The organism is Lentibacillus halophilus (assembly GCF_039522485.1).
Classification (GTDB): Bacteria; Bacillota; Bacilli; order Bacillales; family Amphibacillaceae; genus Lentibacillus; species Lentibacillus halophilus.
On record NZ_BAAADM010000008.1, the window covers coordinates 86,071 to 96,352 of the forward strand.

Annotated in this window: 11 protein-coding genes; 7 read left to right on the forward strand and 4 right to left on the reverse strand. The window is 42.8% G+C overall.

Annotation, left to right across the window (positions count from 1 at the left end; genetic code table 11):
* Window positions 1-111: 111 nt before the first annotated feature.
* The 7 genes from ABDZ72_RS02360 to ABDZ72_RS02390 all read left to right on the forward strand — a co-directional run bounded on the left by ABDZ72_RS02360 (window position 112) and on the right by ABDZ72_RS02390 (window position 6,942).
* Entirely contained in the window at window positions 112-972 is an 861-nt protein-coding gene (locus ABDZ72_RS02360; protein ID WP_343750925.1) for an MBL fold metallo-hydrolase, read from the forward strand.
* 133 nt (window positions 973-1,105) lie between these two features.
* On the forward strand, window positions 1,106-1,831 hold the full coding sequence (locus ABDZ72_RS02365) for a DsbA family oxidoreductase (protein WP_343750926.1): 726 nt from the start codon (window positions 1,106-1,108) through the stop codon (window positions 1,829-1,831).
* 221 nt (window positions 1,832-2,052) lie between these two features.
* A complete protein-coding gene (locus tag ABDZ72_RS02370; RefSeq protein WP_343750928.1) occupies window positions 2,053-3,009 on the forward strand; it encodes an ABC transporter permease in 957 nt (318 codons plus the stop codon).
* Window positions 2,999-3,937 carry an iron chelate uptake ABC transporter family permease subunit gene (locus ABDZ72_RS02375; RefSeq protein WP_343750930.1) on the forward strand — a complete coding sequence of 313 codons (939 nt, stop codon included), beginning with the start codon at window positions 2,999-3,001 and terminating at the stop codon, window positions 3,935-3,937. The genes ABDZ72_RS02370 and ABDZ72_RS02375 overlap by 11 nt, the downstream gene beginning before the upstream one ends.
* Window positions 3,937-4,695, forward strand: coding sequence for an iron ABC transporter ATP-binding protein (locus ABDZ72_RS02380; protein WP_343750932.1), 759 nt, complete (start codon window positions 3,937-3,939; stop codon window positions 4,693-4,695). The genes ABDZ72_RS02375 and ABDZ72_RS02380 overlap by 1 nt, the downstream gene beginning before the upstream one ends.
* A 228-nt stretch (window positions 4,696-4,923) precedes the next feature.
* A complete protein-coding gene (locus ABDZ72_RS02385; protein ID WP_343750933.1) occupies window positions 4,924-5,901 on the forward strand; it encodes a siderophore ABC transporter substrate-binding protein in 978 nt (325 codons plus the stop codon).
* A 234-nt stretch (window positions 5,902-6,135) separates the two neighbouring features.
* A complete protein-coding gene (locus ABDZ72_RS02390) occupies window positions 6,136-6,942 on the forward strand; it encodes a SurA N-terminal domain-containing protein (protein ID WP_343750934.1) in 807 nt (268 codons plus the stop codon).
* 78 nt (window positions 6,943-7,020) lie between these two features.
* Here the strand turns inward: ABDZ72_RS02390 and hisC are convergent, their stop codons facing one another.
* Genes hisC through hisA form a run of 4 tightly spaced genes read right to left on the reverse strand, consistent with a single transcriptional unit; the run spans window position 7,021 to window position 10,190 of the window.
* Entirely contained in the window at window positions 7,021-8,079 is a 1,059-nt protein-coding gene (gene hisC, locus ABDZ72_RS02395) for a histidinol-phosphate transaminase (protein ID WP_343750935.1), read from the reverse strand.
* Window positions 8,072-8,716: a bifunctional phosphoribosyl-AMP cyclohydrolase/phosphoribosyl-ATP diphosphatase HisIE gene (gene hisIE, locus ABDZ72_RS02400; protein WP_343750937.1), complete on the reverse strand. Its 645-nt coding sequence runs from the start codon at window positions 8,714-8,716 to the stop codon at window positions 8,072-8,074. The genes hisC and hisIE overlap by 8 nt, the downstream gene beginning before the upstream one ends.
* Window positions 8,717-8,720: 4 nt before the next feature.
* The gene (hisF, locus tag ABDZ72_RS02405; RefSeq protein ID WP_343750938.1) at window positions 8,721-9,479 is read right to left on the reverse strand and encodes an imidazole glycerol phosphate synthase subunit HisF; all 759 of its coding nucleotides are present in this window, start codon (window positions 9,477-9,479) and stop codon (window positions 8,721-8,723) included.
* On the reverse strand, window positions 9,480-10,190 hold the full coding sequence (hisA, locus tag ABDZ72_RS02410; protein ID WP_343750939.1) for a 1-(5-phosphoribosyl)-5-[(5-phosphoribosylamino)methylideneamino]imidazole-4-carboxamide isomerase: 711 nt from the start codon (window positions 10,188-10,190) through the stop codon (window positions 9,480-9,482). It lies immediately after the preceding gene.
* Window positions 10,191-10,282: the final 92 nt, after the last annotated feature.

Here is a 10,282-nt window from a genome sequence, read left to right on the forward strand (position 1 = left end):
AGTTCATTAATCATTCAGCGTCGCAACCAGAAAATGTTATCGGAAACGGTTCCAAATGATGGTTTATGATTCGTCGACCTCCAAATGCTACATAACAAAGGAGGTCTTTCTATGGATGAAGAGATGCATGAACCAAAGGATAATAAATCCATCCCAATGACATCGATCACAAGCGGATCAGGGGAAGAAGCAGCAAATGATGTGTTTTACTATACGGACCAAATCGTGAATATTGGTTTTATTGGTTACCCGGAAGAGCGGGAATGGGTGCTGGTGGATGCGGGATTGCCTCATTCCGCCGAAAACATTATGGAAACGGCTGAGAAACGGTTCGGGACACAGCAACCGCCATTAGCCATCGTTCTGACACACGGGCATTTTGATCATGTTGGCGGACTGGTGGACTTGGTGCAGGAATGGGATGTTCCGGTTTATGCTCATCAACTGGAGCTCCCTTATCTAACTGGGGAACAAAGCTATCCGGAGCCGGATCCTAGTGTAGAAGGCGGCATGTTGGCCAAAATTTCCCGCATCTATCCGAACGAACCGGTGAATTTAGGCCGTGCGGTGCAACCGTTGCCTGAAGACAATAGCGTACCCGGAATGGAAGGATGGCAGTGGATTCACACACCGGGACATACACCCGGTCATGTGTCGTTTTACCGAAAGCATGATGGGATGCTTCTCTCCGGTGATGCCTTTATTACAGTCAGACAGGACTCGTTCTATAATGTGCTTATGCAGACCAGTGAGGTGAATGGGCCACCGCGGTATCTGACAACGGATTGGGAAAAAGCTAAAACATCAGTGGAAAAGCTGGCACAATTAAATCCGGAGACGGTCGTACCGGGACATGGTACGTGGATGCGTGGCGAAGCATTAAGGGAAGGGCTTTCACACCTTGCTCAAACGTTTGATCAAACAGCTAAACCGGACTATGGACGGTATGTTGATGGTCACGACTATCATTGATTCAGCTGAAAATCAGCGCTATGGTCAGGGGTGTGCGGTGATCCAATTGATGTCCTCCTTTGTGTCAAGAGCACAACATTTCCTGACAGTGAGAAGGCTGTGCTAAAATAACCATCAGGAAAGAGGTGTTATCATGGACATAGAGGTATGGTCCGATTTCGTGTGTCCGTTCTGTTACATGGGCAAGCGTCAATTGGAGTCCGCACTCGACCATTTTCCTCATAAAGACAATGTATTCGTGACGTATAATAGTTATGAACTAGATCCTGATTCCGAGAAAAATCCTGATCAGTCGATTCATGAACGAATGAGTGTTAAATTTGGCATGAGCGTGGAAGAAGCCAGACAATCGAATGAAAAAATGAGAAAAAAAGCCGAGGAACTGGGGTTGATATACAATTTTGATACGATGCAGCCGACCAATTCGTTTGATGCCCACCGTGTTGTGCAATATGCAAAAAACAAAGGAAAGAGCCATGCCGTGATCGAGCGTCTGTTTCGTGCTTATTTTACGGATTCTGAACGAATCAGTGATTACGAAATACTAGCCCGATTAGCAGCTGAATCCGGTCTGGATCGGGGCAATGTGCGAGTAATGCTGAAAAAGGATGACTACGCGGAAGATGTCCGGATGGATGAAAAAGAGGCGGCACAACTAGGTGTACAAGGTGTTCCGTTTTTCGTTTTTAATAGCACATATGCATTATCCGGTGCACAGCCAATGAACGTATTCACTGAAGTGCTTGCGAAAGTATGGGAAGAGGAGCAATCGAAATCGTCGTCGCACTCGTTGACACCAAAAAAATCAAAAACAACGTATTGTACGGATGAAGGCTGTGAAGACATGAAAAATGACTGATGCATTCCGATATAGCAACCTCTCGCAAGGCAAATAGCCATCAGCGAAGGTTGTTTTTTTATCTTTTCGTCCCAACAGGGTATCCGTTGTAGGTTTGACACACTGAATCGTTAATGATATAACTAATTCGGTGATAATGATTATCAATATCGCCAAATTAAAGCATACAGTTTTTCGTTATCAGGATTAATCGGCTGTATCAGCAAGGGAACGGGAATGGGATGAGAAAAGGATATTTGCTAATCATAGCGTTGTTTTTACTTTCTTTTATATCGCTTTTTGTCGGTGTTAAAAACATATCACCACTCGATCTTTTTCACTTAACGCAGGATCAACAGAAAATTTTAACCGTAAGTCGGTTGCCGCGCTTGATCAGTATTTTAATCGCGGGGAGCAGCTTAAGTATATGCGGTTTGATTATGCAACAATTAACACGAAACAAATTCGTTTCACCGACAACGGCGGGCACCATGGATTCCGCACGTCTTGGTGTTTTGGTGTCATTACTTGTTTTTCCTGCAGCCGGCATGCTTGAAAAGATGGCCATAGCCTTTGCCTTTGCACTGGCGGGTACATTTATATTTATGAAGATTCTTGATCACATTAAATTTAAAAACACGATATTTATCCCGCTTGTTGGGCTGATGTTCGGTAATATTGTCGGATCGATTACAACGTTTTTCGGGTTGAAGTATAACCTGATACAAAGTATATCCTCCTGGCTGCATGGGGATTTTTCCATGGTCATTGAAGGACGTTACGAACTTTTATATATCAGTATTCCGGCGATTATTTTAGCATACCTGTTTGCCAACCGTTTTACGCTGGCAGGCATGGGTGAGGATTTAGCGGTGAATCTGGGTTTGAGTTATAAACGAATCGTTAATCTGGGACTTATTATCGTTGCTTTTGTCTCCTCGATCGTAATACTTACTGTTGGAACCTTGCCTTTTTTGGGTTTGATTGTCCCCAATATTGTGACGATCTTCCGTGGGGATAATATAAAGAAAAGCATCTTTCCCACAGCAGTGATGGGAGCTGTATTCGTTCTGTTTTGCGATATACTCGGACGCATAATCATTTATCCATATGAAATCTCTATCAGTCTGACCATCGGTATTATCGGCAGTGCCATTTTCCTGTATTTGTTATTGGGGAGAAACGCTCATGAAAACTAAACTTATTATTCTGGTAACTATTACCGCAGCAATCATTACTCTATTTTTATTTATTGATATGGGAGGCTATTGGGGTTACATTTTGACCCGGCGATTGAACAAAATTTTGGCCATCATCCTGACAGGCAGTTCAATTGGCGTATCGACGATTATTTTTCAAACGATCACGAATAATAAAATTTTAACGCCTAACATTATTGGACTGGATTCGTTATACATGCTGATTCAGACCGTTGTGGTGTTCACTTTTGGCGCCAATACGCTGACGATGATGAATAGTAACATTCATTTTCTGATTTCTGTCGGCCTGATGTTAGTGTTTTCGGCGTTACTGTATACGTTTTTATTTAAACGGGAAGGGCAAAATATTTATTATTTGCTGCTTGTCGGTTTGATCTTGGGCACATTGTTTTCAAGTATCTCGTCATTCATGCAGATATTGATTGATCCAAACGAATTTCTTGTCGTAAGGGACTCTATGTTTGCCAGTTTTAACAATGTTAATACACAGCTTCTATTAATCTCTTCGGTGAGTGTCGTACTGATTGGCTTATACTTTCTACGCTTTATCAAATATCTGGATGTTTTATCATTAGGCAAGGAACAGGCGATTAACTTAGGAGTGAGTTATGATCCGGTCGTTAAAAGGCTGTTAATGATTATTGCTGTTCTGGTATCCATATCAACCGCACTGGTTGGTCCCATAACGTTTTTAGGCTTACTTGTAGCCAATATTACCTATCACTTTATGGGGACTTATCAACACAAACACTTATTCGCCGGTTCGATTTTTATCAGCATCATTTCCCTGATAGGGGCGCAAATGCTGGTTGAGCGTGTATTTCATTTTTCGACATCGGTCAGTGTTATTATCAATCTTGTTGGCGGATTGTATTTTCTTTATCTGCTTCTAAAGGAGAGTAAATGATGTTAGACGTTAAACATGTTACCAAGCAATATGGTCAAAAGAATGTCGTCGAGGATGTTTCCGTTTCTATACAAAAAGGCAAAATCACCTCGTTTATTGGCCCGAATGGCGCCGGAAAAAGTACGTTGTTATCAATGGTCAGTCGACTTATTAATAAAGATAGCGGTGACATTGTCATTGACGGCAAAAATATTAAAGATAGTAAAAGCAATGATCTTGCCAAAAAAATATCTATTCTCAAACAGTCGAATAATGTTAACATCCGCATTACAATTAAAGATTTGGTCAGTTTTGGCCGTTTTCCTTATTCGCAAGGGCGATTAACAGAAAAAGACTGGCAGCATGTAAACGACGCGCTGCATTATATGAGACTTGAGGACATGCAAAACAAATATATTGATCAATTAAGCGGCGGTCAGCTGCAAAGAGCGTACATAGCGATGATACTTGCCCAGGATACCGAGTATATCCTTTTGGATGAACCGCTCAATAATTTGGATATGAACCACTCGGTGGAAATCATGAAAGCACTAAAGAAAATGGTGAACGAACTCGGGAAAACGGTTGTGATTGTTCTGCATGATATTAATTTTGCTTCCTGCTATTCCGATCATATTGTAGCATTAAAGGATGGAAAGGTTGTTAAAGGCGGTGCCACAGAGGAGATTATTCAACAACCGGTGTTGAAAGAAGTGTATGATATGGACATCCAGATTGAAATCATCAATAACAACCGGATTTGTATTTACTATACGTAAACGCTCAAAAACACATTTTCAAAAAAATACGGAATGTCTATTGACGTCTTGAAAAGTAAATGGTAGTCTAATTAACAGTGAAACTGATAATCATTTTCAATTAATGGTAATTGACATAGTCGATTACCATATCCCTTGCGCAAGGGTTATTTTTTTACACATAACTGATAACGATTATCAATTTCGTTTAATCGTATGTGTTATAAAACATAATCAGGAGTGATCTCAATGGTCAAAAAGTTTTCAGCGTTTTTAGTGGTTTGTTTGTTAGCGATGGCTTTAGCCGCTTGTGGATCCAGCGACTCGACGGGTTCGTCCGGCAATACCAGTGATTCATCAGATAAAAATAATGAAGAATCATCCAATAAAACGGTTACTGTCAACCATAAACTAGATAAAACCGATGTTCCAAAAAACCCGGAAAATGTTGTGGTGTTTGACTACGGTGCGTTGGAGACCCTCGATAAGCTGAATGTTCCAGTTAAAGGTGTTGCAAAGGGAAGTGCTCTCCCGGAATATTTATCAAAGTATGAGGGATCGGAATATAAAAATGTCGGCAGTTTAATTGAACCAGACTTTGAAGCCATCAATGAGCTGCAGCCTGAACTGATCATCATTTCCGGCAGACAGTCCGATGCTTACAAAGAGCTTAGTAAAATTGCACCGACCATTTATGTTGGTATTAATAATAAAAACTACATGGATTCGTTTACGAAAAATGCAAAAACACTCGGTAAAATTTTTGATAAAAAAGATGAGGTCAATCAAGAACTGGATGACATTAAACAATCCATTCAAAACCTTCAGGATAAAACGTCTGAAAGTGACAAAAAAGGTCTGATTGTCTTATCAACCGGCGGGAAAATAAGTGCGTACGGCCCCGGCTCACGATTTGGACTCATTCATGATGTATTTGGCGTTCAGCCAGCCGATGAGAACATTGAGGCATCAACACATGGTCAGAAAGTGACATTCGAATATGTCGCGGAACAAGACCCGGATTATTTGTTTGTTATTGATCGGGACAAAGCGATCGGCGGCGATACGGTTGCCAGTGAAGTACTTGATAATGAACTTGTGAACGGAACAAAGGCAGCCAAAAATGATCATATTGTCTATTTAAATCCAAATGTTTGGTACCTTTCCGGTGGCGGTCTGCTATCAATGGAAGAAATGATTAAAGAGGTTAAAAACGGATTGGATTAGATACAACAAGAGGCAAGGGATCGAATCTCTTGCTTTTTTTTGTTGATAGGCAGAAAAAATGTGGCAAATGCTAGTAAAATGGCTGTTCCATTGTAAATGAAATGTTAGTTATTCCTTTCAACGCCGGGATGGCAATGCTTATTAATTCTTTAAGCGAAGTATTAACATTTGCACCACCCCCCTTATATATGTTTGAATAAAGAAACAAAGTAAGGAAATGAGGGACAGCCATCTATGAGAAAATTATTGATATCACTTATGGCGCTGACCGTGGCACTTGTATTGGCAGCGTGCGGCGGTGATGATGGATCGGACGATAAGGACAAGGATAAGGATAAAGGCGGCGGTGAGAACGGACAAGCTTCTCAGCAGCAAAAGATGCCTGAGCCTGATTTGAAAGACGTACCAGATGTTGTAGCCAAGGTGAATGGTGACAAAATCAAGAAGAAAGAATTTAGTTCCATGTATCAGAGCGTCTTTCAGCGATCGGCCATGCAATCAAGGCTGACTGGAAAAGAAGTGGATCAGAAGAAACTGAAAAAACAGACGGCAGAAGTTTTGGTTGGCAATGAGCTGCTTAAACAAGAAGCAAATAATCGGGATTATAGCGCATCCGACAAAGCTGTGGATAAAAAGTTGAACGACTTGGCGAAGCAAAATGGGCTTGAGTCCAAAGATAAATTGCTCAGCAAATTAAAAGAGCAGGGTACGAAGAAAAATGAAGTGATTTCACAGATTAAGACGCAAGTTAAAATGGATAAACTGGTTGCCGAAGAATCCGGTGACATAGAGCCAACAGAAAAGGAACTGAAGAAAGCGTACGATCAGTGGAAATCGCAGAAAAAGCAAGCACAAAAAAATAAAAAAGACAATGAAGATGGCGACAGTGGCAAGGATAGCAAAAAAGATAAGGAAATAGCTTCATTCGATGAGAAAAAGTCAGATTTGAAACAAAGTATAAAAAGCAAAAAAGAAGCTCAAGCACGGCAAACATTGGTTGACAAACTCCGTAAAGATGCGGACGTGACCATCAATCTATAACAGTAAAAAGCCAGGGTCCGATTGGATCCTGGCTTTTTACTGTCTCTGATGCAACGATCCCAACGATCCTGCCGTTATTTAAGCAATAATGGCATCAATGGCTCTCAACAGTTGTTCCATCTGTTTTTCGGTACCAATCGTAATACGGACATGATTGGCAATCGCCGGATTTTGAAAATGTCTGATTAAAATTTTCCGACGTTTCAGTTCGTTGTAAAGCGTTTCTGCTTTAACGGTAGAGTGCGTTGTAAAGATAAAGTTTGCCGCGGACGGAAGTACGCTGAACCCACGTTTCTTCATTTCAGGAATCAGCCACTCTCTTGTCCGAATGATCTCCTCCGTTGTTTCCTGAAAATAGTGATCATCTTTCATGGCTGCAGCTGCACCAGCGAGGGCCAGTCGGTCCATGGTGTATGAGTTGAAAGAGTCTTTAATACGGAAAAGTGCCTCAATCAGATGAGGCTGCCCAATGGCAAATCCGATACGAAGACCGGCCAGTGACCTTGATTTGGACATCGTCTGCACAATCAGAAGGTTGGGGTAGTCCTGAACCAGAGATGCCGCAGAGGCAGGCGCGAAGTCGATATAAGCTTCATCCATAATAACGACTTGGTCCGAATTGTTGGCTGCAATTGTCTCCACATTCTCCAAAGACAAATAAATACCTGTCGGTGCATTCGGATTAGCCATGATGATTCCGCCATCAGACTGGAAAAAGGATTCAACCGGAATCGTAAAGTCCTGGTTCAAAGGGACTTCCTCATACGGGATATGGAAAAGTTTCGCATAAACCGGATAGAAACTATATGTTACGGATGGAAATTGGATACGCGCGTCTGTATTGAAAAAAGCCATAAACGAAAAGGCAAGAACTTCATCCGAACCGTTCCCAACGAAAATATGCTCTTTATCAAGCTGATAATAACGGCCTATGTCATCTCGGAGTGCTTCAGCGTCGGGAGCAGGATACAGTTGCAAATGGTGCGAAACTTCCTTTTGAATGGCCTCAATAACGTTCGGCGAGGGACCATACGGGCTTTCATTTGTATTCAGCTTTATAATATCAGGATCATTCAGCTGTTCGCCGGGCACATACGGTTCGGTTCGTTTGGCGGCGTCGCTCCAAAGTTTATGCATGTTGGCTGCCTTCCTTTTCTGAATGGCGTTTGGCAAGTTCCTCTCTAATTTCAGAAATCGAAACGTCCATTAATTCCATCAGGACAAGGGTGTGATACGATAAATCGGCAATTTCCCACACCATTTCATCACGACTGTTATTTTTGGCACCGATGATGACTTCGCTTGTTTCTTCGCCCACCTTTTTAAGGATCTTATCAATGCCTTCTGAAAACAAATACGTGGTATACGACCCTTCCTCTGTTTCAGCCCGGCGTTTTTTAATCAGATTTGCCAGTTCGCTTAGTGTCATCTGTTCGGCCGCATTGCTGTTTTGTAATACGTGGTGGAAGCATGACGCCTCACCAGTATGGCAGGCTGGTCCGACTGGCTGAACCTTTACCAAAAGGGCGTCTTGATCACAGTCGCTCGTGATCTCCTTAACCTGCTGCGTGTTACCGGACTCTTCTCCTTTATGCCATAATTTTTGCCGTTGTCGGCTGTAAAACCATGTTTCACCGGTTTGCAGTGTTTTTTCCAGTGATTCTTTATTCATATAGGCGTGTGTTAGAATCGATCCTGTTTCAGCATCCTGAACAATAGCTGGTATAAGGCCGTATTCGTCAAATGTCAGGCTGTTCAGTTGTTCGTCATACATATGGTTACCTCCTGACGGCAATGCCGTTTTGATCAAGATAATTTTTTAGCTCCGGTATTTGAATCTCGTTGTAGTGAAAAACAGAAGCGGCCAGGGCTGCATCCGCATCGCCTTCTGTCAGTACATCGGCGATATGGCTGTCGGATCCAGCACCGCCGCTTGCAACAACAGGGACGTTGACATGGTTGGCAATGGTCTTCGTCAGTTCCAGATTGTAGCCGCTTTTGTCTCCATCCGTATCCATGGCATTCACGACGATTTCACCGGCGCCAAGACGTTCGCCTTCTTTAGCCCATTCAATGGCATCCATACCGGTATCCTCGCGGCCGCCTTTAATAAAGATATGCCATTTTCCTGTGTCCATTTGTTTAGCGTCTAATGACAGGACGATGCATTGGGAACCGAATTTCCGGGACGCTTCCTGTATCAGCTCAGGGTTCTTCACGGCTGCACTGTTAATGGATATTTTATCAGCACCGGAGCGGAGGGTCTGCTGAATATCTTGAATACTATTGATGCCGCCGCCGACCGTAAATGGAATGGCAATTTCGGAAGCAATTTGTTCGACGATGTCCAAAAACATCGGGCGATTTTCATTGGATGCTGTGATATCATAAAAGACCAGTTCATCGGCTCCCGATTGATTATACTCCTTGGCCAGCTCCACGGGATGGGCGACGTCTTGTATGTTCTGGAATTTATGGCCTTTGACAACGCGACCTTTATCCACATCCATACATGGAATGATTCGTTTAGCAAGCATTTATGTTTCCCCCTGTATTGTTTGAAATGATAGGGTACCATCATACAGCGCTTTGCCGATAATAGCCCCGTATAAATTCATTGATTTCAGCCTATCGACATCGTCTTTGCTGGAAACACCTCCCGAGGCAATGACGCGGATGGCCGATGCACGATTGATAGCGTCCAGCTCGGCAAAATTCGGCCCCTTCAGCATACCGTCTTTCAGGATATCGGTATAGATAATTGTGTGAACACCAATGGCTTCCAGTTCTTGTACCAAATCAGCTGCTTCTATATCACTTGTCTCGGTCCATCCGTCAATTGCGACGTAACCATGGCGTGCATCGATGGATACAGCGATTTTCTCTCCATATTGGGCCACCGCTTCTTTTAAGAATGCCTTGTCACTAATGGCAGCAGTACCGAGAATAACTCTGTCGGCACCAGCAGATAAATAGGCTTTTATCATATCGATAGAACGAATGCCACCACCGATTTGAACGGGGATACGAACAGTTTGGACAATGTCGCGAATGGTCTCAGTGTTGGCGGCTGTCCCTGTCTTAGCTCCATCCAAGTCAACGATGTGCAAATAGTCAGCTTGCTGTTTTTCCCACTGTTTCGCCATGTCGGCAGGGGAGTCGCTATAAACGTTTTCCTGTTCGTAGTCGCCTTGAATCAGGCGGACACATTTACCGTTGCGTATGTCAATAGCCGGGAATAAAATCATCGTACCATCTCTCCAAAATTTTGTAATAACTGCAGTCCGATGGGTCCGCTTTTTTCAGGATGAAATTGCATGCCCATCACATTGTTCGTGCG

Bases quoted from the DNA above. Each gene is read 5' to 3' on its own strand.
- ABDZ72_RS02390 (WP_343750934.1), top strand. From the start codon at position 6,136: ATGAGAAAATTATTGATATCACTTATGGCGCTGACCGTGGCACTTGTA.
- hisC (WP_343750935.1), bottom strand. From the start codon at position 8,079: ATGCATAAACTTTGGAGCGACGCCGCCAAACGAACCGAACCGTATGTG.
- ABDZ72_RS02375 (WP_343750930.1), top strand. From the start codon at position 2,999: ATGAAAACTAAACTTATTATTCTGGTAACTATTACCGCAGCAATCATT.
- hisIE (WP_343750937.1), bottom strand. From the start codon at position 8,716: ATGTATGACGAACAACTGAACAGCCTGACATTTGACGAATACGGCCTT.
- ABDZ72_RS02365 (WP_343750926.1), top strand. From the start codon at position 1,106: ATGGACATAGAGGTATGGTCCGATTTCGTGTGTCCGTTCTGTTACATG.
- hisF (WP_343750938.1), bottom strand. From the start codon at position 9,479: ATGCTTGCTAAACGAATCATTCCATGTATGGATGTGGATAAAGGTCGC.
- ABDZ72_RS02380 (WP_343750932.1), top strand. From the start codon at position 3,937: ATGTTAGACGTTAAACATGTTACCAAGCAATATGGTCAAAAGAATGTC.
- ABDZ72_RS02360 (WP_343750925.1), top strand. From the start codon at position 112: ATGGATGAAGAGATGCATGAACCAAAGGATAATAAATCCATCCCAATG.
- hisA (WP_343750939.1), bottom strand. From the start codon at position 10,190: ATGATTTTATTCCCGGCTATTGACATACGCAACGGTAAATGTGTCCGC.
- ABDZ72_RS02385 (WP_343750933.1), top strand. From the start codon at position 4,924: ATGGTCAAAAAGTTTTCAGCGTTTTTAGTGGTTTGTTTGTTAGCGATG.
- ABDZ72_RS02370 (WP_343750928.1), top strand. From the start codon at position 2,053: ATGAGAAAAGGATATTTGCTAATCATAGCGTTGTTTTTACTTTCTTTT.